Below are 26,588 nucleotides of genomic sequence, written 5' to 3'. Positions count from 1 at the left end.
GATTGGCGTAAATGATGCAATCATGTCGGCCGCCAACTGGGGAACCGGACAGCTGCTCGGCGTGGTCGACACCGGAATCAATCCAACCCACCCTTCGTTTGCCACAGGGCAGGTTTCACAGACCCTGAGCACCTGCGCCGCTGTCAGCTTTCGCTGCAGCAACGGATTCCGTGATGACAACAGCCATGGCACGGCAGTCGCAGCCATCGCGGCCGGCAACAAACCCTTCGCCTGGAACGCAAGCTATGGCGGCTACACCACGACCGCAGGGAGCGTGATCAGCGTCGCCCCCAACGCCAACATCGTTGCAAAAAAAGTGCTGAATGCCTCCGGGTCTGGCTACAGCACTGACGTGGCCAACGGGGTGCGCAAGGCTGCCGATGCCGGCGCGAGCGTAATCAATGTCTCAATCACTTACGGCAACACGGCCGACATGGTTGCCGCCATCAACTATGCGGCTTCCAAAGGCGCATTCATCGTCTGGGCGGGTGGCAACAGCAATGTCGCACTACTGAATGGTGCCAATACCAACGGGCTGACCGCCCAAGCCATCAGCCGACTGGTATTCGTGGGCTCGGTGAGCCCGACCAATGCAAAGTCCTCATTCAGCAATACCCCCGGCAGCGGCAAGCTGGTCAATACCAATGGCCAGACAACGGGCTATTCGCTGCGTTGGCTGGTCGCACCGGGGGAGTCCATTCTCGCCCCCTACACGACAGCCGGTACCGGTACCTGGTCTTACTGGTCCGGCACCTCAATGGCGGCCCCTGTCGTCAGCGGTTCGTTGCTGCTGCTGCAATCGGCCTGGCCGATCCTGAAAACTCGCGGCACCAGTATCGACCTGCTGCTCGCCACGGCCACTGACCTGGGACCTGCAGGCGCTGACAGCACCTATGGCGTCGGGCTTGTAAATCTGGGCCGCGCATTTCAACCCTATGGAACCCTCAGCGTGACCCGTGCCAATGGCAGCACCATCGCCCTGAGTAGCCTCACCGGCAGCATGATCAGCAGCGGCGCGCTGGGCAGCATGGCCTCAGTGCAGTCAAAACTCGCCAGCTACACCGCACTGGATACCTATCTGCGCAACTTCACGGTCAACCTCTCTGGCCTGATCAAATCCCCCGCCGCCAAAGCCAGCCTCAATGCGCTGCCTACGAACGTCAACAAGGGCCCTCGTGCAATCAAACTCGCGGACGGGCGCGAACTCGCCTACTGGCAGGGCCCCGGTGACAGCCCCAGAGACCACCTGGGTGAATTCGGCTTCAACGAGGAACTGGCCTCGCAACGTCAGCAAGGCTTTGCCATGTTCACCGACGCCGGCGGCACCAGCATCGCGATGGGCTACGGCTATCCGGCACAGTACGCCTTCACGCGCGCCATGACCGGCGATGAAAACCTGGCCTGGCTCTCACATGACAGCGCACTCCCCGACCTGATGAACCTCAGCCAGGGCGGCGCACTCGTTGCGGCTGGCCTGCCATTAAGTCAGTCGCTGCGCTTTGCTGCCAGCTGGAGCAACACGGCGGCAACCGAAGCAGGCCGCAACGGGAACTGGTCGCCCTCCTGGGCGACCCCCGAAGCACAAGGCATACAGTTGGGCATGAATTACCAGCTCACCCAGATGTTCAGCACCGGAGTGAAGATCGGCGCACTGACCGAGCAGCATGGTCTGCTCGGCAGCACGTATGACACACACTCCGCAATGAGCCTGGGCCGCAACAACAGCATGAGCTACGCGGCCACGCTGGGCATGCGCTTAAGTGCAAATCATCACCTACTCTTCGAAGGCGGCTTCGCACGCACCTCGGCGGCGCAGGCCGATGGCCTCTTTGCCGGAACTAGCCGCATCCGCTCAACGTTCTGGAGCGCGAGCTACCAGCAAACCAAACTGCTAGCGTCACGTGACCGCCTGACCCTGAGCCTGCGTCAGCCCTTGCGCGTCAGCCAGGGAAACATCAACGTGACGAGCACCATGATCGCGGAAGACGGCGAGGCATACCTCGTGCATGAATCAGCCAGCCTGCGGCCAGATGGCAGGGAGCTGGAGCAGCGCATCACCTACGCCTTGCCTACTGGCAAACTCAGCGACATGACACTGCAAGCCAGCTACCGAAAAGATGCTAACAACATCCAGGGGGATAACGATGCCTCGGTCGGCATGATCTGGAGCACCCGTTTCTGAAATCCCGGGGCACCAAAACAAAACGCCCGGCAGATTGCCGGGCGTTTTCATAAATCAAGCACGCATCAACCAAACATTACCCGGCCTTCAACCAGCGTGTGCTTCACCACGCCTGGCAGCGGCATGCCGAGGAAAGGCGTGTTCTTGCCCTGGCTCCTGAGCGCCTCGCGGGTGAGCACCTGATCGGCTTCAGCATCGAAGATCACCACGTCGGCACGCGCACCCACCCCGAGGTGGCCGCCCTTGGTGATGCCCATGATGCTGGCGGCGCTGGCGGTGACGCGGGCCAGCGCGTCGGGCAGGGACACCTTATCTTCCTGCGCCCACTTGATCACCAGCGGCAGCAAGGTTTCGAGGCCGGTCATGCCCGGCTCGGCTTCGGCGAACGGCATCTGCTTGCCATCGTCATCCACCGGGGTATGGTCTGAACACACGGCGTTGATCTTGCCGCTGGCGAGGCCGGCGCGCAGCGCCGTGCGGTCGCGCTGGCTGCGCAGCGGTGGCACCACGTAGCACTGCGGGTTGAAGTAGCCAATGTCGATGTCGCACAGGTGCAGGTGGTGGGCGGCCACGTCGCAGGTCACGTCCAGCCCGCCAGCGCGTGCGCGCTCAATACATTCCAATGCGGCAGCCGAGGAAATACGCGTGATGTGCAGCTTCACGCCGGTCATGCGCGCAAGGCTCAGGTAGGTTTCCAGCGCCACGGTCTCGGCTTCCACCGGAATGCCGGTGAGGCCCATGCGCGAGGCCACTTCGCCATCGTGCGCCACACCGCCCTTGCCCAGATAGGGGTCAATCGGCTGCAGCCAGACGCGGAAGCCGAAGGTGGCGGCGTACTGCATGGCGCGCAGCAGCACGTTGGTGTCCAGCACCGGCGTATTCACCTGCGAGAAGGCCACGCAACCGGCTTCGACCAGCTCGGCCATCTCGGTGATGCGTTTGCCTTCGAGCTTGGCGGTGAGCGCACCGACCGGATACACGTGGGCACAGTGCAACTTCTTGGCGCGGAAACACAGCATTTCCACGAGGCCCGGCTCGTCCAGCACCGGATCAGTGTCAGGCGGGCAGGCGAGGCTGGTGATGCCACCGGCCATCGCGGCCTGCATTTCGCTCTCCAGCGTGGCGCGGTATTCGAAGCCCGGCTCGCGCAGACGGGCCGACAGATCCACCAAGCCGGGAGCGACGATCAGCCCCTTGGCGTCGATCACCTTCTCGGCCACAAAGCCGGCCGGAGCGCTGCCGAGGGCAACGATCTTGCCGCTCTCGATGAACACATCCTGCTGAGCGTCGATCTGGTTGGCCGGGTCGATCACGCGGCCGTTTGCAATCTGGATTTTCATGTTCTCAGTTCCCCGCTGCCAGCATGCTCATCACCGCCATCCGCACCGCGATGCCGAAGGTCACCTGCGGCAGGATCACTGCGTTGGCGCCGTCGGCTACGGCCGAGTCAATCTCCACGCCGCGGTTCATCGGGCCCGGGTGCAGCACAATGGCATCCTTGGCGGCGAGCGCCAGCTTCTCTTCGGTGAGGCCGTAAAACTTGAAGTATTCGCCGCTGGAAGGCAGCAGCGCGCCGCTCATGCGCTCGTTCTGCAAGCGCAGCATCATCACCACATCCACGCCTTTCAAACCCTCTTCCATATCGTGGAAGACGCGCACGCCCATGCGTTCCACGTCGGTCGGCAGCAGCGTCTTCGGCGCGATCACGCGCACTTCCGGCACGCCCAGCGTAGTGAGCGCGGCGATCTCGGAACGCGCCACGCGCGAGTGCAGCACATCGCCGACGATGGCCACCGTCAGCTTGGTGAAGTCCTGCTTGTAGTGGCGGATGGTGTACATATCCAGCAGCCCCTGCGTGGGGTGCGCATGGCGCCCGTCGCCGGCATTGACCACGCTGATGTGGTCGCGGCCGGTGTTGCGCAGGTGCTGGGCGAGCAAGTAGGGCGCGCCGCTTGAGGCATGGCGCATCACGAACATGTCGGCGCCCATCGCACAGAGGTTGTCCACCGTGTCGAGCAGGGTTTCGCCCTTGCTGGTGGAGCTGGTCGACACGTTCAAATTGATCACGTCGGCCGACAGACGCTTGGCGGCGATTTCGAAGGTGGTGCGGGTGCGCGTGCTGTTCTCGAAGAACACGTTGAACACGCTCTTGCCACGCAAGAGCGGCAGCTTCTTCACTTCGCGCTCGGCCACTTCGGTGAAGGGCGCGGCGATGTCGAGAATTTCGGTGAGAATGGCCTTGGGCAGGCCGTCGAGGGTCAGCAGATGGCGCAGGCGGCCATCCTTGGTAAGCTGAGGATTAAGCACTTTTCACCTCCAGGGAAAGATTGCCGGCCACATCGCGCTTCAGATCCAGTTTGCTGCCTGCGGGCAGGCGCTCCGGCAGATGCCAGGCGCACCAGGTCGGGCCGATCGGCAGTTGGCGCTCGCCACGATCGACCAGCACAGCCAGATCCACGCAGGCCGGGCGGCCGTAGTCAAAGAGTTCATTGAGCGCGGCGCGCGTGGTGCGACCGGTGTAGAGCACGTCATCCACCAGAATGATGTGACGCTCGCTCACGTCGAACGGGATCCCGGATTTCTGCGGGTGCGGATGCAGGCCGCGCGAGCCGTAGTCGTCGCGATAGAAAGACACATCGATGCTGCCCAGCGGTTCGGCAATGCCCAGCAACTGGTGCAGGCGCTCAGCCACCCACACGCCGCCGGAGTGGATACCAACCAGTGCAGTATCAGGCCGCAGTTGCGGGCGGATCAGGGTGGCGAGTTGCTCGCAGAGCACATTGGCGTCAGGCAGGTTCATCGTGATTGTCCGTGTCCAGAAAACTTTGCAGGATGCGCTGGGCGGCCAGCGCATCGAGATGTTGTTTACGTTCGCGCCAGCTGCGGCTGACTTCGCGCAACATTTCTTCAGCTTCCGCGGATGACAGGCGCTCATCCACCAGCGCTACCGGCAGGCCGAAGCGGCCATTCAACTGGTTGGCAAAGCGCTTGCAGCGCGCCGTCATCTCGGTGGCCGTGCCATCGAGTGCGCTGGGCAAGCCGACCACCAGCTTCACTGGGCGCCATTCCTTGATGAGCTTCTCAATCTCCCCGAAACGCAGATCATTGGCCTCACCGTGGATGGTCGTGAGCGGTTGGGCCAGGCGGGTTTCGGTTTCGCCGGTAGCCACGCCGATGCGGGCCGTACCAAAGTCGAAGCCGAGCAGGGTACCCATCATAGAGATGCCCGCAACACAAGCGTTCTACACTCCCCTCGCCCCTTGAGGGAGAGGGGGCGGGAAAGAGGGAAGACGCACTTCACGCGTGCCCCGCCACATCCGAGAGATTCGCGAAGTCGATGCCCAATAGATGAACGGCGGCGTCCAGGCGTTCCTCAGCCGGCCGCTCGAAGATGATGCGCGGATCGGCCGCCACCGTGAGCCAGGAGTTCTGCGCCAGCTCTTCCTCGAGCTGGCCGGCCCCCCAGCCGGCATAGCCGAGCGTGATCAGCAATTCTTGCGGTTCGCCGCGTTCAGCCAGCGCCTGCAGGATGTCCTTGGAACTGGTCAGGGCGATCTCGGGCGTCACCTTGAGGCTGGACTGCCAGTCGCCATGCGGGCGATGCAGCACGAAGCCACGATCGGTCTGCACCGGGCCGCCGAAGTAGATCGATTCATCGCCGCGCTCGGCATGCTGAAGGGGGATCTCGATCCGCTCCATCAATTCCTTGATGTCCAGATCGAGCGGGCGATTGACTACCACGCCCAGCGCGCCGTCCTCATTGTGTTCGGCCAGATAGACCAGTGCCTTGGCAAAAGGGCCATCGGCCAGCCCGGGCATGGCGATGAGGAAATGATGGGTAAGGTTCACGTTTTGCACCATTCCATTTTAACCTGTTTGCCCGCGCCCTGTTCCGGCCCGCAATCACCTGAAGCCATGTCCCGCGACCCTGCCGCCCTCGTCTGGTTCCGCCGCGATCTGCGCGATTTCGATCACGCTGCGCTCTCCCATGCCTTGCAGGCTCACGCCAAGGTGTTCTGCGCCTTCGTGTTCGACACCGACATCCTCGACGCGCTACCTTCCCGGCAGGATAGACGGGTGAGCTTCATCCATGCCAGCCTCGCCGAGCTGGATGCCCGTTTGCGCGAAAAGGGCGGCGGCCTGATCGTGCGTCATGGCCGCGCAGAGGAAGAAATTCCGCGCCTCGCGAACGAATTGAAAGTGGTGGCGGTTTTCGCCAACCATGACTACGAGCCGGCCGCGATCGCCCGCGATACCCGCGTGGCAAACAGCCTGAAGGACAGCGGCATTGTCTTCCGCTCCTTCAAGGATCAGGTGATCTTCGAGCGACGTGAGATCCTGACCCAGTCCGGCAAGCCCTTCGGCGTATTCACGCCCTACAAGAATGCCTGGTTGCGCAGTGTGCAGCCGCGCGATCTGGGAGCCTGGCCGGTTGCCGATTTCGCCGGTCATCTTGCCTCGCCGCCGGAAGGCAGCCACCTGCCGGCGCTGAGTGCACTCGGATTCGAGACCTGCGATTTGCGCGTCACTCCCGGCATGCGTGGCGGCGAAGCCTTGTGGGAGGAATTCACCGGGCGCATCAACCAGTACCACGCGGTGCGCGACTTCCCCGCTGTAAAGGGGGTTTCCTACCTGTCCACCCACCTGCGCTTTGGCACCGTATCGATCCGCGCACTGGCCGGCAATGCCCACGCGCGCAGTGGCGCCGGCGCCGAAAGCTGGTTGTCGGAACTAATCTGGCGCGAGTTCTACCAGCAGTTGCTGTTCAACCATCCCCACGTGGTCGAGCATGCCTACAAACCGGAGTTCGACGCGCTGCACTGGGAACAAGGCCCGGCTGCCGATGCCCTGTTCGATGCCTGGTGCGAAGGCCGCACCGGCTACCCGCTGGTTGATGCTGCGCAGCGCCAGCTGCTCGCCAGCGGCTTCATGCACAACCGCCTGCGCATGGTCAGCGCCAGCTTCCTCACCAAGGACCTGGGCATTCACTGGCTGCGGGGCGAGCGCTTTTTCGCGCAGTGGCTGCTCGACTACGATCTGGCCGCCAACAACGGTGGCTGGCAATGGGCCGCCTCCACCGGCTGCGATGCCCAGCCCTGGTTCCGCATATTCAACCCGATCACCCAGTCGGAGAAGTTCGATCCGCAAGGCAAGTTCATCCGCCGCTATGTGCCGGAGCTCGCAGCTGTGCCGGACAAACTCATCCACGCCCCGTGGAAGCTCAAACCCGCGGAGCAGCGCGCCATCGGCTGCGTGATCGGCCGCCACTATCCGGCCCCGATCGTCGATCACGCCACCGCGCGTGAGCACACCCTGGCGCGTTTCAAGGCCATCCGGTCTAAGCACGAAACCGACGCGGAATAGCCGCCCATACGCCATCGAACGGTCGCCCGGCGCGCACCCGCTACCGCTCGTCGGGTCGTGACAAATTTCACGTTTTTGCCAAAAATTGTCAGATTAACATCCAGACACCTTGTCGGAATTTTTCCTACATTTCCCATCCTGATAACAAGCCGGCAAGGAACTGGAGGAATCATGCAGCAGCTCTCTCATGGCTTGAAAGCCACTCTTCTGACATCCATCCTGAGCGTCGCGCTCACCGCCTGTGGCGGTGGTGGTGGTGGCGGGTCATCCAGCGAAACCAACAGCGCTACCAGCAGCAGCCCAAGTCAAACTTCGGCCAGCTCCGCGGCCAATAGCACAGCCGCCGCCTCGTCGAGCAAAACCTCGTCGTCAGTCTCCAGCACGAACGCCTCGGCCACTTCGAGTTCGGTCACCTCATCCACAGCGGCTTCCAGCGCCGCGACCAGCAGCACAGCCGCTACCTCATCGAGCAAGGCCTCGTCGTCGGTCTCCAGCACAGCCGCATCCAGCGCAGCAGCCGCTTCAAGCGTTGCCGGCGGCGCCGCCGCGACGACTTCCGGTGGTTTCTCCACTGCCACAGGCGGCAACGTTGCCAGCGCGCGCAAATTCACTGCAGCCAGCCACACTGAAATCAACACCATCATTGCCAACGCGCGTTTCAACGATGCGGGTAAAGAAGTCAGTACTGGAGCATATCCGCTGCACATCACCTACACCGGCAATGAAGACACACTGATAGCCCAGATCGTCGCGGACTCCACCATTGACGCCAATCACGATTGCCCGGCGCCGCACTGGAACGATGCCTACCGCTATGTCGAGGTGAAGAACTACACCGCAGGCATCACCATCGAGGGCGCCAACGGCTCCTCGGCCAACTTCGGCATCGTGATCAACGGTGGTTCGAACAACGTCATCGTGCGCAACATGAAGATCGGCGCACTCGGCGGAGCCAAAAACGATGCCGATATGTTCCGCATCGACGGCGGTTCCAACGTGTGGATCGACCACAACGAGATGTTCGCCGTAAACAACGAATGCAACGGCTCGCCCGACGGCGATCTGACCTTCGAGTCGGCCATCGACATCAAGAAGGCCTCGCACAACATCACCGTGTCGTACAACTACATCCACGACAGCAAGAAAGTCGGCCTGGATGGCTCCTCCTCGTCCGACATCGATGGCGGCCGCGAGATCAGCTACCACCACAACTACTACAAGAACGTGAACGCCCGCTTGCCGCTGCAACGCGGTGGCTGGATCCACGTGTACAACAACCTGTACGACGGTATCACCGACTCAGGCATCAACACCCGCCAGGCCGGCTACGCGCTGATCGAAAGCAACTACTTCCAGAACGCCAAGAATCCGGTGGTGTGCTTCTATGACAGCGGCAGCAACTGCGGTTTCTGGGATCTTCGCAACAACAACATCACCAGCACGGCTGACTTCGCCACCTACAACATCACCTGGTCGACACCCTCCAGCGGTGACAAGAGTGCTTCCAACTGGACCACCACTGGCGCCTTCCCGATCACCCTTCCCTACACCTACACGCCGCACACACCGGCCTGCGTGAAGGCCAACCTGCCCAGCGTCGCGGGCGTGGGCAAGGCATACGCCACGCTCAGCTGCAACTGATCCCGCTGCACAGTCAAAGCTTGCGGGCCGCCCTCGGGCGGCCCTTTTTGTCTCCGGCGAACTCACCTCACACAGCCGACCTGCGTCAGGAAAGCGCTCCTGCGGCTGGAGTATGATTGCCGCTCCCTGCTCCGGAAGCACTGGTTTGAAGATCCGTCTGGCAATCCTCCTGCGCGTGCTTGGCTTCACCCTCGGCGGCATCATGGCTGTAGTGGCGGCACTGGCCATGTGGGTGTGGATCAGCTTCGATGCTGAGCACACAGCTCAAGCGCTCACGCGCCACTTCAAGGATGTGCACCAGCGCGGCCTGCTCATGAGCCAGCCGCCGCAACTCTCCATCTGGCCGCGCCCGGCGCTGCTGCTCAAGCGTGCCTCGCTGACCGAGGCCGGCCGCTCCGAGGCCTTTGCCAGCGTGACCCAGTTGCGCCTGGAGCTGGCTACCCTGCCGCTGCTGCAGGGCATCTTCGAACTGCGGGGCGTGCGGGTCACCGGCCTGAGTGTCCGCCTGCAACGCAACCGCAAGGGCGAATGGAACTTTACCGACCTGATCGATCCGCCCGCCTCGGCAGGCCTGCCGGAATGGCAGCTCAGGCTTGAGCGCCTGCGCCTGGACGAAGCGCGCTTTGCTATCGAACGGCAGGGCAGCAACGAACGTATCCTGCTGCGTGGCCTGCAGCTTGACGCCAGCCTGCCCGCTGGCGAGATGGCCGGCAAGCTCAGCTGGCAAGGCGAGCTCAGCGAAGCGGCCAGCACCAGCGAGCTGAAGTTCCGCGGAGATGCGCGCCTTAAGCTGCAGGACGGGCTCTCCTCCGGCAGCCTCGACGAATTGCACACCTACTTCGATGGCAACAGTCATGGCCTGCAGGGTGCCACCTTGCAGCTCGACGCCCAGCGCCTGCTATGGGCACGCTACGGCCGCGAAGGCAGCCTGGCCGATCTGCAGGCCCGCCTGCGCGGTGCTGCCGGGGCTCAGGCACTGGATTTCAACGCCAGCGCGCCCGACCTAGGCTGGCTGGACGAAACTCTGCAGGGCCGCGACTTCCAGTCCACGCTGGCCCTGCGCACGGTGGACGGGCAGAGCGAATTGCGGCTGAACCTGCCGGAGATGCAGGCCACCGCCCCACGCGGCTTCCACACCGCTCAGGCACGCTTCGACTGGAAGCAGCAGTACGGCAAAACGCTGGGCAGCGAAGGCCAGCTCAAGCTGGATCTCTACGCCGAACCGCTCAGCGGCCTGCTGCGTGCCGAGCGGGTTGCCGGCGAAATCGGCCTGCAACACCCACGTCTGCACACCCCGGCCGCACGCGCACGCCTCGACGGCAGCTTCAGCCTGCAAGCCGGCAACAGCGAGCTCACCTTGCAGGCCTTGCTCGGCGAGGACGCGCTGCAACTCAAGGCCCGCCTGCAGCAACTGTGGCCACTGAGCGGGCGCTTCGAGCTCGGTGCCACCCGCCTTGATGTCGATCGCCTGCTCGCGGAAGCCCGCCCCGGCAACAGCCTGCCACCACTCACCCTGCCCGCGCTGGACCAGCACAGCCTTGGCGGCAGCTTGAAACTCGCCCACCTGCGCATCGGTGGCGTGGAGATTGCCAGCCTACAAAGCCCGCTGCTGATCGACAAGGGCCAGCTCAATGCCGACGGCTTCCTGGCCCGGATTCATGGCGGCGAAGTCTCCGGCAAGCTGCTGCTCGAGCCGGCCAGCAGCAGGGTCAGCCTGCAAGGCGACTTCACTGCGCTGCCACTCTCGGACATCACCCGCGAGAGCAGCCTGCCCCTGCCGCTGGGCGGCCAAGCCAGCGGCTCCTACCGCCTCGGCTGGCTGCAGCAAGCCAACCAGGCCCCGCTCGCCACACTCAGCGGCGCCATCCGCTGGAACCTCACTGACGCCACCCTGCAAGGCGTGGACCTCGAGCGCAGTCTGCAGGAGCTGGGCCCCGCCATCAGCGCCGGGCGCATGTCCGCCCGCAGCCCGGCCGCGGATGAACGCAGCGAACTGGGTAGCGCCAACAGCCGCTTCGTGTTTGAGCAAGGCAAGCTCGCGGTCGAACGCATCGAAACGCGCAGCAAATGGCTCAAGCTTGGCGGTAGCGGCCAAGCCGACCTGCCGCGCGGCGAAATGGATTTCAGCCTGCAAGCCGAACTCCTGCCAGCCGCACCACGCGAGCTCACCGCCCTGCGTGGCAAGCCGATTCCGCTACGCCTCAAAGGTCCACTGCTGCACCCGGATCTGCGCTACGAACCGGGCACTGCCAGGCCCACTGCTTCACCCGCCAAAAAATGACCCAGGAATTCAGCAGCTACATCGTCGGCGGCGCCGTGCGCGACCGCCTCCTCGGCCTGCCGGTGCAGGACCGCGACTGGGTCGTGGTCGGTGCCACCCCCGAAGCCCTCGTCGCCGCAGGCTACAAGCCGGTCGGCAAGGACTTCCCGGTCTTCCTTCATCCGCACACGCACGAGGAATATGCCCTGGCCCGCACCGAGCGCAAGACGGCGCCCGGCTACAAGGGCTTCGTCTTCCACACCGATGCCGATGTCACGCTCGAAGAAGACCTGATCCGGCGCGATCTCACCATCAACGCCATCGCCCAGGCCGCTGACGGCTCGCTGATCGATCCCTATGGCGGCCAGCGCGATCTCGCAGCACGCGTCTTCCGCCATGTCAGCCCGGCCTTCGCCGAAGATCCCGTACGCATATTGCGAGTGGCGCGCTTTGCCGCGCGCTTGCCGGACTTCACACTGGCGCCAGAAACCCTCGCCCTGATGCGCGAGATGGTGGCGGCCGGCGAAGTCGATCATCTGGTCTCCGAGCGCGTATGGCAGGAGCTCTCGCGCGGCCTGATGTATCAGCACCCGGCGCGCATGCTCGAAGTGCTGCGCGAATGTGGCGCCCTGGCTCGCCTGCTGCCGGAACTCGATGCCCTCTTCGGCGTGCCCCAGCCCGAGCAATACCATCCCGAAATCGATACCGGCCGCCACTTGCTGCTGGTGATCGACCAGGCTGCGGCACGCAACATGAGCCTGCCAGTGCGCTGGGCGGCACTGCTGCACGATCTCGGCAAGGGCGGCACCCCGCGCGAGAACTGGCCGCACCACTACGGCCACGAAGCGCTCGGCCTACCGCTGGTTGAAGCCGTCTGCGCACGCCTCAAGGTGCCGGTGGACTGCCGCGAACTGGCGCTACTGGCCGCCCGCGAGCACGGCAACATCCACAAAATCGGCGAGATGCGTGCCGACACCCTCACCAAACTGCTGGAGCGCAGCGATGCGCTCCGCCGCCCGGAGCGCTTCGAGGGCTTGCTCGAAGTCGCTGCCTGCGACTTTCACGGCCGCACCGGCTTCGAACAACAGGCTGACCCGCATACCGCCCCGTGGCGAACCCTGCTCGCCGCCTTCCGCGGCGTGAATGCCGGCGCGATTGCAGCAGCGCTTGCCGACAAGCGCCAGATCCCGCAGCGCGTGCATGAAGCGCGCGTAGCTGCCGTCGCCGCGGCGCTCGCTGGCCTGCGCTGAGCGGGCAAGACGAGTGCCAGGCCCGCGACGCATGGCGCACAATAGCGCCTCGCCTCCCGCTGCTGCCATGAAGCCGTTCCGCTGCCTGCTCCTCCTTGTCCTGCTCAGCCCGCTCGCCGCCCTCGCCGAAGGCTTTGCCTTGCCGGCCTTCGAACAGGTGCGCGCCAGCCATCTCAGTTCCGACGCTCTGCTGCTGGACCGCACAGGGCTGCCACTGGCCGATCTGCGCCTCGACACGCGCGTGCGCCGGCTCGACTGGGTACCGCTGGCCCAGCTCTCACCGGCCATGCGCGACGCGCTGCTGACCGCTGAAGACCGCCGCTTTTTCGCCCACAGCGGCGTGGACTGGGTGGCCTTCGCCGGAGCCGCCTGGCAGAACCTGTGGGGCGGCGGCAAGCGCGGCGCTTCAACCCTGACCATGCAGCTCGCCGGCCTGCTCGACCCGGCCCTGCGCATGCCGGCCAATCGCCGCAGCGTGGCGCAGAAATGGGATCAGAGCCGCGCCGCGCTGGAGCTTGAATCGAAGTGGAACAAGCAACAGATCCTCGAGGCCTACCTGAACCTCGCGCCTTTCCGGGGAGATCTGCAGGGCATCTCCGCCGCCAGCGAGCTGATCTTCAAGCTGCCGGCGAGCCGCCTCGGCCCGAGCGAAGCGAGCCTGCTCACAGCCCTGTTGCGCGGCCCGAACGCCGCCCCGCCACTGGTGGCCAAGCGTGCCTGCCGGCTTGCCGCCAGCCTCGGTCGCAACAACCAGTGCGGCGAGATCACCCGCCTCGCCCAGAGCCAGCTCGACACCCCGCGCAACATGCCGCGCTACCGCCTCGCCCCGCACCTGGCGCGCCGCGTGCTGCAGCAAGGCGGCCAGCGCAGCACCAGCCTGCTCGATGGCCACCTTCAGGCACGCCTGCTGGCCGCCTTCACACCCCAGGATGATCCCGCCAGCGCAGTGCTGGTACTGGACAACAGCAGCGGCGAAGTGCTGGCCTGGATCGGTGCTCTGGACCCGCTCGGCGCCGATGGCGTCGTCCGCCCGCGCCTGGCACCGGACTGGTGGTGGCCCTACGCCACGGCGCTGGGCATCGAGCAGCGCCAATGGACGGCCGCCAGCCCGCTGCCGCTGGGCGCCGTGATCTTTGACCCACGTGACGCACGCGCCGCCACCCCCAGCTGGATGAGCCTGCGCTTCGCCTTGCGCGATCACCAGCCTGCCGCACTGATCGGCCTGCACGCCCGCCAGGAGCGCGAGGCCTGGCTTGAGCGCCTGCGCCTGCTCGGCTTCGAGCCTGACGGCGACACCCCGGCCGCGCCCAGCCTGCTCCAGCTTGCCAGCGCCTGGCGAGCCTTCGCGGCAAACGGCCAATGGCAGGCCGCACGCTGGCTGCCCACGCAGGAAAGCAACCCACGGCGAGCCTGGCGCGCCGACACCGCCTTCGTCCTCAGCGACCTGCTCGCCAGCCCCGGCCCGGCCGGCTGGGCCAGCCTGTGGCAAAGCCACGCCAGCGAAGACGGCAGCCGCCTGCTGATTGGCCACAGCGAGCGCTACACCCTGGCGCTGGCCACCACCGGCAACGATCCGCTGGGGCTGTGGCAACGTCTGCAGCTGGCGGCGGCCGGCGACTCTCGGCCGCCGCCAGCGCCGCCCGGCCTCGTTACCCAGAACGTGTATTTCGAACCCGCCCTGGAAACCCCTCGCAGTGAGTACTTCCTGCGCGGCAGTGAAATCGAAACCGTCACGGTGCTGGCAGACGGCCGGCGTGGCCGCATAATCTTCCCGGCGGCCGGTCTCAACCATGTGTTGGACGAAACCGGCCGGCCGCGCGAGCGCTGGATCCTGCAGGCCGAGAGCAGTACCGCCCTGCGCTGGCTGCTCGATGGCCACCCGCTCGGCGAAGGCCAGCGCCTGCTGTGGAATGTTCAGCCGGGCCAGCACCGCCTGGCGATCAGCGATGGGCGCGGTGAAATCCTTCACGCCATCGAATTCGAAGTTCACCCAGCCCCCGAGAGTCAGGAACGATGAACAGCTCGCTCGAAGTCTTCCACACCGCCCCCCAAGGGCAGCCACGCCCGCATCCGCTGCTCTTCGTGCACGGCGCCTATGCCGGCGCCTGGCTGTGGCAGCGCCACTACATGCCCTGGTTTGCCGGCCTCGGCTGGGATTGCCACGCCTTCTCCTTCTCCGGCCACGGCGCCAGCCCGGGGCAGGATCGCCTGAACAGTTTTTCGATTGCCGATTACGTTGCCGATCTGGCCGGCGTGATCCGCGCCATGCCGGTCGCCCCTATCGTGATCGCTCACTCCATGGGTGGGCTGGTACTGCAGAAATACCTTGAAAGTGCCGACCTGCCGGGCGCCGTGCTGCTCTGCTCGGTACCACCGCAAGGCCTGCTCGGCGCCACCCTGAACCTGATCTTCTCGCGCCCGAATGTACTCTTCGATCTGAATCGCATCATCGGCGGCGGTGAGCCGCAGCTCGACAGCGTGCGTGAGGCCCTCTTTCACCAACCAGTCAGCCGGGCGCTGCTCAACGAGTGCTTCATGCACATGCAACCCGAATCGATGCGCGCCGTGTGGGACATGAGCGGTTTCGACCTGCCCCGCCCGGCACGCATGCGCCGCCCGCCGATGCTGATCCTCGGTGCAGCGGAAGATGCCCTGATCCCGCCCTCACAGGTCGAGCAAACTGGCCGCGCGCTGGGTCTGCCGGTCGAATTCATCGCCAATGCCGGCCACGCCCTGATGCTCGAGCCGCACTGGCAGCCGGGCGCCGAGCGCATCGCGGCCTGGCTCACCGCAGAGGGCTTCTGAAACACGGCAGGAGGTCACGGAGAGGAGGGCCCGGAGCACCATGCGCTACCGTATAATATTGTCAGGCAACTTATGAACTAGTCTTACCATGCCCGGCTCGCTGATCACCCTCGAAAACGACCACCAACGCCTTGGCCTCTTGCCCTCACTCGGCGGCAGCGCCGCCTTCTGGGATGTACGACGGGATGAGCGGAATTCGCCCTGGTGCCCGATCTGGCGCCCTTATGCCCCCTCCGGCTCACGCCGCATCATTGCCAATTTCCCGCTCGTCCCGTGGTCCAACCGCCTTCCTGGCGGCGGCTTCGAGCTCAACGGCCGCTTCTATCCAGTGCACAACCCGCTGCCCGAGAACCCCATGCCCTCCCACGGCACCGGCTGGCGCCAGCGCTGGCTGGTGACCCGCATCTCGGCCAGTGAGATAGAGATGAGCATGGAGACCCGCCAGGCCGAGGATGCACCGTTTCACTACCAGGCCCGCCAGCGTTACCAGCTCGATGCTGCGCAGATGCGCATGCGCCTGGAAGTTACTCACCTGGGCGAGGAGCCCTTGCCCTATGGCCTCGGCTTTCATCCCTACATCCTGCGCGCACCGGGCCTGCGCCTGCGCTTCGGTGCCGCCGGTTACTGGCCAGCCAGTGACGGCCTGCCGCATGAGCACGCCGAGGCCTTGCCAGCGGAGTGGAACTTCAATCAGCTGCGCGAAATCGGCTCCGGCCTGATCGACCACAACTTCCACGGCTGCGACGGGCGCATGACAATGGAACGACCGGACATCGATCTGCGCCTGGACTGGCAGACCACCCAGCCAGCCGGGCTGGACACCGCCATCCTGTATCGCCCGACCCACGACGAGTGGTTCTGCTACGAGCCGGTTACCCACATCACCGCCGCCCACGGCCGGGCCGGCATGCCGGGCTTGCGTTTGCTTGGCCAAGGCGAGAGCATGGCGCTCGAAGTCGTCCAGACCCTCTCCAGGATCCAGCCATGAACGTGCAGCATTTCGAACTCGACCGCGAGTTCATCACCCTCGACAACCTGCTCAAATTCCTCGCCATCGCCTCTTCGGGCGGCGCTGCCAAAGTCATGGTGGCCGAAGGGCTGGTGAAGGTGAATGGCGAGATCGAGCAACGCAAGACGCGCAAGCTGCGCGCTGGCGACGTGGTGCGCGTGCACGGCGGTGAAGAGATTCACATCACTGGCGGAGTCAGCCCGCAATAGCGCCCTTCAGGCGTACATCGAGGGCCTCGCCCACGGCCCCGGCCGACTCGCCGAAGCTGCCGGAAAATGTCTCTGCGGGATCGCCGCCGGCCTTGCTGGCGCGCACCCATTTACCAAGCGTGGCGGCGCCCTTGTCCGCCACCAGCTGATCAACCGCTGCCGCCGCGTAGTGTACGACGACACTCGCGCCATATTTCCCCTGCGCCTTGCGATAGCTTTCCGCCGTCTGCAATTCGCCCAGACTCGGCAGGCCCTTGCCGGCCAGGCGCAGGTTGTCGCTACGCAGCCTGTGGCTCTCGGCCAGGCTGCGCAAGGCCAGCGCATCGAGTGCCGCACTGGCGATGTAATCACGCAAGCCGTTGCCCAGCCAATGCAGCTGCCCCTTATTGCTGCCCACGACCTGCAGATAACGCCCAGTCACCGTGGAGGCGGTGATCGCCGCGAGGCGCTCGGGCGTGTCGAGACGGCCCAGATCGAAGAACACCACACTGTCCTGCCACAGCGAACTGGAGCCGCGTGCCAGCTTGTCCGCTTCCTCCTGGCTACGCCCCAGCTCGCGCGCAATCGCCGCGCTCATGGCAGCCCGATCCGGCAGCAGGAAGACTCTCAGGGTGATCGGCAGCGCGCTGCCCAGCCGCTCGCGCAGCAAGCCTTGCGCCTGCCCGAAAGCTGCTTCGACGAGCGCTTGTGAGGCTTCCGGAATATCTCCCTCGGCAACCATCTCGAGCGCCTTGCCTCCCTTCATCGCCTGTTGATACCACCCCTCGAAACCGGCATAGAACTCCCGTTGGGCAAGGCCGAAGTGCTCGCGAAAGCAGGTGCTCTCGAGCGAAAAACTGTCCATGCATTGCATGTAGGCAACCAGTGCCGGGAAGATGCCCTCCCCCTTCTTTTCAGCCAGCGCCATCATCATCAGATCGGCCATCTCGTAGGGCAGGCGCTTCTGGTCCATCAGACGAGTCCAGGCATCAAAGCTCAGCCCATCCATCTCGCCGGGAGCCACCGGATCGCTCGCCCCGCGCAGGCGGTTGACGCGATCGAGGCGCCACTTCTCCAGGCTCTGACTACCCAGGCGCTTGGCCACCAGCGCCCCCATCCAGTCCGCCATGCCTTCCTTGATCCAGCGATTGGCGCGCTCCATGCCGCCGAACTGCCCGACGAGCTGGCCCTGCAACATGTGAGTCAGCTCATGCGCCATGGTGAAACGTGCATTGGCCAACCCGGCCGGATTGGTCAGCTTCAGGAAGACGGTGTTCTTGCCCGGTGTCGCCAGCCCGCTGGTGAGCCGCCCTACCTGCTCAGCCTTGTCCGCCGAATAACCGCGCTCCGCGCGCAGGGACTCGATGTAGCAGGCCTCGCTGGGGCACAGATTCACGAAGGTCGGCTTGTCCAGCGTCACCCCGAAATGCTCGGCGGCAATCCCGTTGAAAGCATCGATGCTGCGCTGCACTTCGGCCGCCAGCTTGGCATCCGTACCGGCCGCAACATGAAGGATGATGCCCGCCTGCGCAGGCAGCCACACCACCAGGCTCAACAAGGCGACCAGCAACTCCAGGGCAGGCATCGCAGCACTCCTCCACGCAAACATGGCACGCATCCTAGCCGAAGCGGTGGCGGCGAGGTTTGCACGAACGCGTCGGAAGCCAGCCGAATGCGGTTGTGCTGCGCGGGCACAACCCTTAGAGTGAGATGGGTATTCCTGCGCGGCAAACGAAACCCAAACTGGGGGAAATATGAGACAAACCGCACCTTGGCCCGACTTCGACGGCAACCCGATCATGGAGGGCGACCGCATGGTGCATCCCTCCGGCGAATGCGGCATCGTCGTGCTGCGCAGTGATGCGCCAGACGACAGCGCTCGCTGGCGTGTCGATTACAGCGGTGGCATCTCGCGCAGCCTGTCAGCCGAAGTCAGTCGCGACGGTCGTTGCGTCGTGATCGACGAGACCGGCAAGACCTTCTGAGCGGCGGGCCGCAAACGACCAAGCCATGAAAAACGGGCCTCCCGCGTGAGCGAGAGGCCCGCTTGCAGCGTGTCGGCCGCCGCTCAGGCGACGATCGGCCGGTACTTGGGCACCAGCAGCTTCATGACGCCCCAGCCGATCAGGTAGGCCACCGCACACACCGAAAAGATCACGAAATAACCCGCCCTGATCCCTTCGAAGCCCAGCAGCTTCCATTGGTTCGTAGCTGCAAAATCAAACAGCACGCCCGAGCCCTTGTTGATCAGGTAGGAACCCACGCCACCAGCCATGCCACCTATGCCCGTCACCGTGGCAATCGCCGTGCGCGGGAACATGTCGCCAACGGTCGAGAAGATGTTCGCGGACCAGGCCTGGTGCGCTGCACCAGCAATCCCGATGATGATCACCGGGAACCAGTAGGAGTAATGCCCCAGCGGCTGGGCCAGGAGCGCCAGCAGGGGGAAGAAGGCGAAGATCAGCATCGCCCGCATGCGCCCGGCGTAAGGATCCATGCCTTTTTTCGTCACGAAATAGGACGGCAGCCAGCCCCCGATGATGGACAGCAAGGTGATCGCGTAGAGCACGAATAGCAGCAGTTGTGCCATCAGCGAATCCGAGCTCAGGCCGTACACATCGCTGAGGTAGGCCGGCGTCCAGAACAGGTAGAACCACCACACGCCATCGGTCATGAATTTGCCGAAGATGAAGGCCCAGGTTTGCTTGTACTGGAAGCACTCGGCAAACGAGATCTTGCGTTCGATGCGCTCAACATTGTTATTGGCGAGGGTTTCAGCGGTCTTGTCCTGACTGATGTACGCCAGCTCGGCGGCATTCACCCGTGGATGCTGATGCGGCTTCTTGTACATGAACACCCAGAACCCCATCCACACGAAGCCCAGGGCACCGATCAGCACGAAAGACATTTCCCAGCCGTAGTGGCGGGCAATCACCGGAATGGTGACCGGTGCCAGCAGTGCTCCGACGGTCGCGCCGGCGTTGAAAATGCTGGTGGCAAAGGCCCGGTCCTTCTTGGGGAAGAATTCGGCCGTAGCCTTGATGGCCGCCGGAAAGTTACCCGCCTCGCCCAGCGCCAGCACGAAACGCGCAAAGACGAACAGACTGGTACTGACGGTAACGATCAGCCCGGCATCCCCCACCGCAGCGATGGCTTCCTTGGCCCCTTCAAAACCGACCAGCCACTCGCCCGCCACCACACCTGAAGTCGCAATGCCACAGAAGGCATGCAACACCGCCCCCAACGACCAGATTCCGATCGCCCACAGAAAGCCCTTCTTGGTATCCATCCAGTCAACAAAGCGGCCAGCAAACAACATGCTGAACGCGTAGAAGATGGAGAACAGCGCCGTGATGTTGCCGTAGTCGCTATTGGTCCAGTGAAACTCAGGTGCAATGAAATCTTTCCAGGTCAGCGACAGTACCTGTCGGTCCAGGTAATTGACCGTGGTCGCAAAGAACAGCAAGGAGCAGATAGCCCAGCGGTATTGCGACATTTTTCCATCGGGATGTTTTCCTGCCATGTTCATGCTCCTGCTGCAACGGTAACCAGATCCGGAAAGTGCATTCAAAACCTAGGGAAAACCCTAGTTTCGGAGCGAAGTATGGCTCAGAGGATATGTCCGGAACTCGCGCGTGCTCAAATCCGGCGCAAAAAAACAGGCCTGCACCTTGCGGTGGAGGCCTGTTTTCCTGGCAGGAGCTGACTGGATCAGAGGATCATGCCGGCGCCAACGGTATTGTTGTTGCTCTCATCGATCACGATGAAAGCCCCGGTGCCACGATTCACGCTGTAGGCATCGGAGAACAAGGGCTGAGCCAGCTTGAAGCCAACCTTGGCGATATCGTTCATGGCAAGCTGCGTGGCTTCCACATGCTCTTGCGAGTTCACATCCACCTTGAAGGCCACACCGGTGAGCTTGGCCTTGGTGGTGCGCGTGGTGTGGCGGATCAGGTACGTGCGGGCCGGCGACAGCGGGGTCTCGGAGAGCCAGCACAACATGGCTTCGATTTCCTTCTTCTGCTCCGGCACTTCACCGCTCTTGACCAGCATGTCGCCACGCGAGATGTCGATTTCATCTTCGAGCAGGATGGTGACGGACTGTTCGGTCTGGCCTTCAACGATATCCACGCCGCCGATCTGCACCGCCTTCACGCGGCTCTCGCGGCCATTCGGCAGGGCGGTGAGCAGGTCGCCGACCTTCACCGAGCCGGACTCGATGCGTCCCTGAAAACCACGGTAGTCATGCAGCTCGGGGTTGGCGGAATCCTGCGGGCGGCATACGAACTGCACCGGGAAGCGGAAGGCTTCGGCGTGGCCTTGATGTGCGGAAGGCGCGGCTTCGAGCAATTCGAGAAGGGTCGGACCCTGATACCAGCTCATGGTCTCCGAGCGATCGACGAGGTTGTCGCCATTCAGCGCCGACATCGGGATGAACTGGATGTCGCGGCCGTCGTTGAAGAGGCCCATCTTGGCGATGAAGGCTTTGTAGTCGGCCACGATGGCGTCGAACTTGGCCTGGTCGTGATCGATCAGGTCCATCTTGTTCACCGCTACCACGACGTGGGGGATGTTCACCAGATGCGCGAGGTAGCTATGACGACGGGTTTGCGTCAGCACACCCTTGCGCGCGTCGATCAGGATGATGGCCAGATCGGCGGTGGAGGCAGCGGTCACCATGTTGCGGGTGTACTGCTCGTGGCCCGGCGCGTCGGCAATGATGTACTTGCGCGTACCGGTGGAGAAGTAGCGGTAGGCCACGTCGATGGTGATGCCCTGCTCGCGCTCGGCCTGCAGGCCGTCGGTGAGCAGCGACAGGTCGACCGCTTCCATGCCGCGCTTGGCCGAGGTCTTCTCGATGGCGTTGAGCGTGTCGGCGAGGATGGTCTTGGTGTCATACAGCAGGCGCCCGATCAGGGTGCTCTTGCCGTCGTCCACGCTGCCGCAGGTCATGAAACGCAGCAGGCCGTTGTCGGTAATGTTTTCGTGTGCAGACATCTCAGAAATACCCTTCCTTCTTCCGCTGCTCCATGGAGGCTTCGGAAGTCTGATCATCGAGGCGCGTGGCGCCGCGTTCAGTAATCGTGGTGGTGGCGGTTTCGATCACGATCTTCTCGACCGTGTCGGCATCCGACAGGACCGGCGCGGTGCAGGGGATATCGCCGACGGTGCGGAAACGCACAGTCTGGTTGATCACTTCCTCGCCGGCCTTCGGCACGTTAAGGATCTCGCCGTTGGCGAGCTGCACGTTCACCGGCATCATCGCGCCGCCGCGCATCACCACATCGCGCTGGTGCGAGAAGTAGATCGAGGGCAGTTCGAGTTTCTCGCGCTCGATGTATTGCCACACGTCCATCTCGGTCCAGTTGCTGATCGGGAAGGCGCGGATGTTTTCGCCACGGTGCACGCGGGCGTTGTACAGACTCCACAGCTCCGGGCGCTGGTTCTTCGGATCCCAGGACCCGAACTCATCGCGGAAGCTCATCACGCGCTCTTTGGCGCGGGCCTTCTCTTCATCGCGGCGGGCGCCACCGATACAGGCATCGAACTCGAATTCGGCGATGGCTTCAAGCAGGGTCACGGCCTGATGCTTGTTGCGCGATTCGTCCGCGCTCTTGAGCACCACGGTGCCGCGCTTCATCGAATCTTCGACCGAGCGCACGATCAGACGTTCGCCCAGCTCGGCCGCGCGCTTATCGCGAAAGTCGACCACTTCCTTGTAGTTATGGCCGGTATCAATGTGCATCAGCGGGAATGGGAACTTGCCCGGGCGGAATGCCTTTTCAGCCACCCGCAGCATGCAGATGGAATCCTTGCCGCCGGAGAACAGCAGCACCGGGCGTTCGCACTGGCCGGCCACTTCACGCATGATGTGGATGGCCTCGGCTTCGAGCCAGTCGAGGTGAGAGAGGGTTTGTTTGCTCAGAGTCGTCATGGTTGGATCTTCAGCGTAGCCGCAGGGCCATTGAAATCATTTCTTGTGGAGGCCGCATTCCTTGTTGGCGGGGTCCTCCCACCACCAGCGGCCGGCACGTACATCCTCGCCCACCGCAATCGCGCGGGTACAGGGCGCGCAGCCGATGCTGGGATAGAACTGGTCGTGCAGGGCGTTGTAAGGCAGGCCATGAATCCGGATATAGGCCCACACCTCCTGCTCGCTCCAGTCGGAGAGCGGATTGTACTTCTCCAGCCCGTTGGCATCATCGAACTGGCGCACCGGCAACTCGGTGCGGGTCGCGCTCTGGGCGGCGCGCATGCCGGTCACCCAGGCTTTTTTGCCGGCCAGCGCTCGCTTGAGCGGCTCCACCTTGCGGATCGCACAGCACGCTTTGCGCAGCTCCACCGATTCGTAAAAGGCGTTCATGCCCTGGCTGCGCACATAGGTCTCGACCGCCGTGGCATCCGGAAAATACACCTTCAGCTTGGTGTCATAACGCTTCTCGACCTCGCCCATCAGCGTATAGGTCTCGGCCGGCAGGCGGCCGGTATCGAGCGAAAAGATCTCGATCGGCAGCTTCTCGGCCAGGATCAGGTCAGTCAGCACCATGTCCTCGGCGCCAAAGCTGTTCGCGAAGGTCACCTGACCCAACTGAGCAGCATGCTCTTCAGCAATCGCGTGCAGCAGTTCGAGCGCATTGGCGCGCTTCACCGCGATGTTGGCGCGCACGACCTCGTCGATAACCGGATTCGTGGCCGGATTGGCTGCACGCGGCTTGAGGAAGGAAACGGTTTCCGCCATATCAGCCCCGGGCGTAGCGGCGCCACACGGGCTGCTCGATCACGGTCGCACCCTGATAGGGCTCGGAGAAATCCTTCAGGGAAGCCAGTGCATCTTCGGCCGAACGATCAGCGCGAATGTCATAGGCATCATAGCCACAGCGCTTGAGGAAGAAGAGCTGATCGCGCAGCACATCGCCAAAGGCGCGCAGTTCATTCTTGAAGCCGAAGCGCGATCGCAGCAGAGCGCCGGTGGAATAGGCGCGGCCATCAGCGAAACGCTCGATGAACACGGCAATCACCGGGAACACGTTCAGATCCGCCTGATCTTCAGCCAGGGTCTCGACCAGTTCATGGGTTTCCAGCCACACGCCGATTTCACCGACGGCCACCCGCGCGGCGAACTCGGCCTTGCGCGCCAGCCACACGGACAGCGGCAGCAATACCTTGCCCGCAGGCACTTCGGTGCCGGCAATCTGCTCGGCGGTGGCGCTTTCGGCGCCGGTGAGCTTGAACAGCACGACCTTGCCGGCCTGCTTCTTCACTTCGGTTTCCACGACGGGCAGACGCACGATCTGCCAGGCGTCGTCGGTCACGATGCTGGCCACACCAGCTTGCAATTTGATCAGATTGCTCATGGCTCAGGCCTCCACTTTCTGCTTGCCCGGCTGGCGGTCGGCATACACCCGCTCCTTGAAGGGCGTGTGACCGAGGCGGCGCACGGTGTCGATGAAACGCTCATCCACGCTGCGGTTTTCGAGATACACCTCGATCAGGCGCTTAACCACTCCGGCGACCTCATCGGCCGCAAAAGACGGGCCGATCACGGCGCCGAGGCTGGCGTCGTTGCCCTGCTTGCCGCCGATAGAAACCTGATACCACTCGGAATCGCCTTTATCCACGCCCAGCACGCCGATATGGCCGACGTGGTGATGGCCGCAGGAGTTCATGCAACCGGAAATGTTGAGCTCCAGCTCGCCGATGTCGTGCTGATAATCCAGATCGTCGAAGAGCTGCTGGATCGAGGCGGCAATCGGAATGCTTTTGGCATTGGCAAGATCGCAGAAATCACCACCGGGGCAGCAGATGATGTCGGTGATCAGGCCGATGTTGGGTGTCGCCAGACCTGCGGCCCTGGCCTCCTGCCACAGCGCATACAGATCACCCAGCTTGACGTCGGAGAGCACGATGTTCTGCTCGTGTGTGGTGCGCAGCTCGCCATAGCTGTACTTGTCAGCGAGGTCCGCTACCACTTCGAGTTGCTTGTCGCTGATATCGCCCGGAGCAATGCCGCTGGGTTTGAGCGACAGGGTCACGGCACGATAGCCGGCCACCTTATGGGCATGCACATTGCGCTTCAGCCAGTTGGCGAAGGCCTTCTCCTCAGCCGCCTTGGCATCGATGCCCGCATCACGGTCAGTCAAAGTCTCATAGGCCGGCGCAGTGAAGAACCTCGCCACGCGATCGAATTCAGCCTGGGTGATGGTGTTCGGGCCATCCTTGTGGTGCGCCCACTCAGCCTCGACCTGCCGCTTGAATTCTTCAATGCCCAAGGCTTTCACCAGAATCTTGATGCGTGCCTTGTAGATGTTGTCACGGCGACCGTGGCGGTTATAGACCCGGATGATGGCATCCGCATAGGTCAGCAGATGTTGCCAGGGCAGTGCGGCCTCGATGACTTCGCCAAGAATCGGGGTGCGGCCCAGACCGCCCCCCACCCACACCTTGATCAGCAATTCGCCCGCGCCATCACGATAGAACTCCAGACCGATGTCATGCATCTGCACCACGGCGCGGTCATTGCTGGAGCCACTCACGGCGAACTTGAACTTGCGCGGCAGCAGTGCGAATTCCGGATGGAAAGTGCTCCACTGCCGAATGATTTCGGCCAGCGGGCGCGGATCCACCACTTCATCCGGCGCGATGCCGGCGAACTGATCGGTGGTCACGTTGCGGATGCAGTTGCCGGAGGTCTGGATGGCGTGCATCTCCACCGTAGCCAGTTCGGCAAGGATATCTGGCACATTCTTCAGCTCAGGCCAGTTGTACTGGAAATTCTGACGCGTGGAGACGTGGGCGTAGCCCTTGTCCCAGGTGCGGGCAATGTGCGCGAGCTTGCGGATCTGCGTCGAATTGAGCAGACCATACGGCACCGCCACACGCAGCATCGGGGCATAACGCTGGATATAGAGGCCGTTCTGCAGGCGCAGCGGCTTGAATTCGTCTTCTGACAGCTCGCCGGCGAGGTAGCGGCGGGTCTGGTCGCGGAATTGCGCCACGCGCTCATCCACGATCCGCTGGTCATATTCGTCGTACTTGTACATTCGAGTCTCTCTGATGAATCAATGTGCCGCAATCAGCTTGGAGCCGATCAGCACCAGCATGCAGGCCAGGATGGGGCGCAATACTTTTTCGGGAACCTTGGCGGAAATCTGGCTGCCCACCCAGATACCGGGGAGGGAGCCGAGCAGCAGGCTGCCCAGCAAGAACCAGTCGACGCTGCCCAGCAGCCAGTGACCAATCCCGGCCACAAGGGTCAGGGGTACGGCATGGGCGATATCCGAGCCCACGATGCGATGCGCGGGGAGTGAAGGATACAGGAAGAAGAGTGCCGTTACGCCCAGAGCCCCTGCTCCCACCGAGGAGATCGAGACCAGGACACCCAGCACCGCACCAGTCAGCACAGTGAGCCAGAAAGTACGGCGCGGGTTAGGCTGGGCCGGTGCGTGGCGCTGGGCAAAAGCCTGCAGCTTCTTGCGAAAGATCAGCGCACCTGCCGTCAGTACCAGCGCAATGCCCAGGAACAAGGAGATCAGCTTGCTGGCGCCGCCGATGCCGCCCGGAAAGAACTGATGGACCAGCAGCAGGGTCAGCGCCGCCCCCGGAATCGAGCCGTAGGCCAGCGCCCGGGTAATAGCCCAGTCTACGGTGCCTTTGAGGCTGTGGGCCACCGTGCCGCCGGCCTTGGTCACGGCCGCGTAGAGCAGATCGGTACCGACAGCAACAGAGGGCGACACGCCAAAGAGCAGGACCAGTAGCGGTGTCATCAGGGAACCGCCGCCAACACCGGTCAATCCGACAATGGCTCCTACCGCAAAACCGGCGAGGGGATACATCAAGTCCATGAAATGCTTTCTTGTGTGCTCAGGGGCTGGCAATGCGCAAGCCTGTC

23 protein-coding genes are annotated in these 26,588 nt (G+C 63.6%); 10 read left to right on the top strand and 13 right to left on the bottom strand.

The genetic code is table 11. The annotated features are described in order from the left end of the window. Nucleotides 1–22: 22 nt before the first annotated feature. Nucleotides 23–2,182 (top strand): S8 family serine peptidase, encoded by a 2,160-nt coding sequence (locus tag C0V76_RS02890; RefSeq protein WP_158239120.1) that lies wholly within the window; start codon nucleotides 23–25, stop codon nucleotides 2,180–2,182. A 65-nt stretch (nucleotides 2,183–2,247) separates the two neighbouring features. Here C0V76_RS02890 and C0V76_RS02885 read toward each other — a convergent pair whose 3' ends face one another. From C0V76_RS02885 to C0V76_RS02865, 5 genes are all read right to left on the bottom strand, one after another. After that, the gene (locus C0V76_RS02885; RefSeq protein WP_101940832.1) at nucleotides 2,248–3,522 is read right to left on the bottom strand and encodes a dihydroorotase; all 1,275 of its coding nucleotides are present in this window, start codon (nucleotides 3,520–3,522) and stop codon (nucleotides 2,248–2,250) included. 4 nt (nucleotides 3,523–3,526) lie between these two features. Then, entirely contained in the window at nucleotides 3,527–4,489 is a 963-nt protein-coding gene (locus C0V76_RS02880) for an aspartate carbamoyltransferase catalytic subunit (RefSeq protein ID WP_101940831.1), read from the bottom strand. Then, the gene (gene pyrR, locus C0V76_RS02875) at nucleotides 4,482–4,982 is read right to left on the bottom strand and encodes a bifunctional pyr operon transcriptional regulator/uracil phosphoribosyltransferase PyrR (protein ID WP_101940830.1); all 501 of its coding nucleotides are present in this window, start codon (nucleotides 4,980–4,982) and stop codon (nucleotides 4,482–4,484) included. Before pyrR ends, C0V76_RS02880 begins: the two co-directional genes overlap by 8 nt. Continuing rightward, entirely contained in the window at nucleotides 4,969–5,400 is a 432-nt protein-coding gene (gene ruvX / locus C0V76_RS02870; RefSeq protein WP_101940829.1) for a Holliday junction resolvase RuvX, read from the bottom strand. The genes pyrR and ruvX overlap by 14 nt, the downstream gene beginning before the upstream one ends. Before the next feature lie 79 nt (nucleotides 5,401–5,479). Beyond that, on the bottom strand, nucleotides 5,480–6,043 hold the full coding sequence (locus C0V76_RS02865) for a YqgE/AlgH family protein (protein WP_101940828.1): 564 nt from the start codon (nucleotides 6,041–6,043) through the stop codon (nucleotides 5,480–5,482). A 54-nt stretch (nucleotides 6,044–6,097) separates the two neighbouring features. On the opposite strand from C0V76_RS02865, the gene C0V76_RS02860 reads away from it, so the two are divergent. The 8 genes from C0V76_RS02860 (at nucleotide 6,098) to C0V76_RS02825 (ending at nucleotide 16,720) form a co-directional block, all read left to right on the top strand. Next, nucleotides 6,098–7,546 (top strand): deoxyribodipyrimidine photo-lyase, encoded by a 1,449-nt coding sequence (locus C0V76_RS02860; RefSeq protein WP_101940827.1) that lies wholly within the window; start codon nucleotides 6,098–6,100, stop codon nucleotides 7,544–7,546. A 171-nt stretch (nucleotides 7,547–7,717) separates the two neighbouring features. Further along, on the top strand, nucleotides 7,718–9,187 hold the full coding sequence (locus tag C0V76_RS02855; RefSeq protein ID WP_101940826.1) for a pectate lyase: 1,470 nt from the start codon (nucleotides 7,718–7,720) through the stop codon (nucleotides 9,185–9,187). 145 nt (nucleotides 9,188–9,332) lie between these two features. Next, nucleotides 9,333–11,468 carry an AsmA family protein gene (locus tag C0V76_RS02850; RefSeq protein WP_158239119.1) on the top strand — a complete coding sequence of 712 codons (2,136 nt, stop codon included), beginning with the start codon at nucleotides 9,333–9,335 and terminating at the stop codon, nucleotides 11,466–11,468. Next, nucleotides 11,465–12,697: a multifunctional CCA addition/repair protein gene (locus tag C0V76_RS02845; RefSeq protein ID WP_101940824.1), complete on the top strand. Its 1,233-nt coding sequence runs from the start codon at nucleotides 11,465–11,467 to the stop codon at nucleotides 12,695–12,697. Before C0V76_RS02850 ends, C0V76_RS02845 begins: the two co-directional genes overlap by 4 nt. Before the next feature lie 67 nt (nucleotides 12,698–12,764). Then, nucleotides 12,765–14,714, top strand: a complete 1,950-nt coding sequence (locus tag C0V76_RS02840; protein WP_158239118.1) for a transglycosylase domain-containing protein — start codon at nucleotides 12,765–12,767, stop codon at nucleotides 14,712–14,714. After that, nucleotides 14,711–15,502: an alpha/beta hydrolase gene (locus C0V76_RS02835; RefSeq protein WP_101940822.1), complete on the top strand. Its 792-nt coding sequence runs from the start codon at nucleotides 14,711–14,713 to the stop codon at nucleotides 15,500–15,502. The genes C0V76_RS02840 and C0V76_RS02835 overlap by 4 nt, the downstream gene beginning before the upstream one ends. 88 nt (nucleotides 15,503–15,590) lie before the next feature. After that, nucleotides 15,591–16,490, top strand: coding sequence for an aldose 1-epimerase (locus C0V76_RS02830; protein ID WP_101940821.1), 900 nt, complete (start codon nucleotides 15,591–15,593; stop codon nucleotides 16,488–16,490). After that, on the top strand, nucleotides 16,487–16,720 hold the full coding sequence (locus C0V76_RS02825) for an RNA-binding S4 domain-containing protein (protein ID WP_101940820.1): 234 nt from the start codon (nucleotides 16,487–16,489) through the stop codon (nucleotides 16,718–16,720). Before C0V76_RS02830 ends, C0V76_RS02825 begins: the two co-directional genes overlap by 4 nt. On the opposite strand, the gene C0V76_RS02820 is transcribed toward C0V76_RS02825, so the two are convergent. Beyond that, nucleotides 16,707–18,284, bottom strand: a complete 1,578-nt coding sequence (locus C0V76_RS02820) for a hypothetical protein (RefSeq protein ID WP_101940819.1) — start codon at nucleotides 18,282–18,284, stop codon at nucleotides 16,707–16,709. The genes C0V76_RS02825 and C0V76_RS02820 overlap by 14 nt on opposite strands. 169 nt (nucleotides 18,285–18,453) lie before the next feature. On the opposite strand from C0V76_RS02820, the gene C0V76_RS02815 reads away from it, so the two are divergent. Next, complete coding sequence (locus C0V76_RS02815; RefSeq protein WP_143707331.1) at nucleotides 18,454–18,684, top strand: hypothetical protein; 231 nt, start codon at nucleotides 18,454–18,456, stop codon at nucleotides 18,682–18,684. A gap of 83 nt (nucleotides 18,685–18,767) precedes the next feature. Here C0V76_RS02815 and C0V76_RS02810 read toward each other — a convergent pair whose 3' ends face one another. The 7 genes from C0V76_RS02810 to C0V76_RS02780 form a co-directional block, all read right to left on the bottom strand. Next, a complete protein-coding gene (locus C0V76_RS02810; RefSeq protein WP_101940817.1) occupies nucleotides 18,768–20,222 on the bottom strand; it encodes an MFS transporter in 1,455 nt (484 codons plus the stop codon). Between the two features lie 188 nt (nucleotides 20,223–20,410). Further along, complete coding sequence (locus C0V76_RS02805; protein WP_101940816.1) at nucleotides 20,411–21,697, bottom strand: sulfate adenylyltransferase subunit 1; 1,287 nt, start codon at nucleotides 21,695–21,697, stop codon at nucleotides 20,411–20,413. Between the two features lies 1 nt (nucleotide 21,698). After that, complete coding sequence (gene cysD / locus C0V76_RS02800; protein WP_101940815.1) at nucleotides 21,699–22,634, bottom strand: sulfate adenylyltransferase subunit CysD; 936 nt, start codon at nucleotides 22,632–22,634, stop codon at nucleotides 21,699–21,701. Between the two features lie 36 nt (nucleotides 22,635–22,670). Continuing rightward, nucleotides 22,671–23,438 carry a phosphoadenylyl-sulfate reductase gene (locus C0V76_RS02795; protein WP_101940814.1) on the bottom strand — a complete coding sequence of 256 codons (768 nt, stop codon included), beginning with the start codon at nucleotides 23,436–23,438 and terminating at the stop codon, nucleotides 22,671–22,673. 1 nt (nucleotide 23,439) lies between these two features. Next, entirely contained in the window at nucleotides 23,440–24,054 is a 615-nt protein-coding gene (locus C0V76_RS02790) for a DUF934 domain-containing protein (protein ID WP_101940813.1), read from the bottom strand. 3 nt (nucleotides 24,055–24,057) lie between these two features. After that, nucleotides 24,058–25,740: a nitrite/sulfite reductase gene (locus C0V76_RS02785; RefSeq protein ID WP_101940812.1), complete on the bottom strand. Its 1,683-nt coding sequence runs from the start codon at nucleotides 25,738–25,740 to the stop codon at nucleotides 24,058–24,060. An 18-nt stretch (nucleotides 25,741–25,758) separates the two neighbouring features. Beyond that, entirely contained in the window at nucleotides 25,759–26,541 is a 783-nt protein-coding gene (locus tag C0V76_RS02780; RefSeq protein ID WP_101940811.1) for a sulfite exporter TauE/SafE family protein, read from the bottom strand. Nucleotides 26,542–26,588 lie beyond the last annotated feature (47 nt).

It is taken from the genome of Uliginosibacterium sp. TH139 (assembly GCF_002855595.1).
GTDB classification, from domain to species: domain Bacteria; phylum Pseudomonadota; class Gammaproteobacteria; order Burkholderiales; family Rhodocyclaceae; genus Uliginosibacterium; species Uliginosibacterium aquaticum.
Note: the sequence above shows the minus strand (reverse complement) of the source record. Positions and strands in the feature narration are given on the sequence as shown.